This is a genomic window from Candidatus Termitispirillum reticulitermitis (genome assembly GCF_054655775.1).
The window spans coordinates 1-573 of sequence record NZ_BAAIHG010000232.1 but is presented as its reverse complement, the minus strand read 5'-3'; the positions used below and the strand labels follow the sequence as shown (position 1 = coordinate 573).

1 protein-coding gene is annotated in these 573 nt (G+C 42.9%); it reads left to right on the top strand.

Translation table 11 applies throughout. The annotated features are described in order from the left end of the window. Positions 1-96: 96 nt before the first annotated feature. Positions 97-573, top strand: a 477-nt coding sequence (locus AC1MDJ_RS08480) for an ABC transporter substrate-binding protein (RefSeq protein WP_479690470.1), incomplete at its 3' end; no start/stop codon positions are given.

The following is a 573-nucleotide window of genomic DNA, read 5'->3' as shown; positions in this document are numbered from 1 at the left end:
CCGAACTTTACCTTGTTGGAGTTCACGCTGGAGGCGTATAAATATTACGATGGCGAACAGGAACATTCAGGAGAAATCAACAAATAGGACGAAAAAATGATTTTTGGTAGAACAATAAAAACGATTGCTCCGTTTGCTATTGCTATACTTGTGTTCATAGGTACGTGCTCTAAAGAGGGCGACAGGGTGCTAACCATAGGTGTTATGCCCTCTATGGATTATCTCCCGCTTGCAGTCGCTGTGCGTGAAGGATATTTTGACAAGCTGGGTGTCAGTTTTAAGATGCAAAAGTTTTATTCGGCAAATGACAGGGATGCCGCTCTGCAGAGTGGTAATATTGACGGCACGATTATAGACTACACAGGTGCAATCTTACAAAGAGCAGGAGGCATACCTATAAAGCTGACATCGCAATGTGATGCACCATTTTATATAATGACAGGCAAGACCTCTGGTGTGAGAGACATTAGAGAGTTAAAGGGCAAGAGCGTTGCTATTTCACAGAACACCGTCATAGATTATTGCATTGATATGGCACTTGCAGGTGTAGGACTATCTTTGGCAGATAGTCCT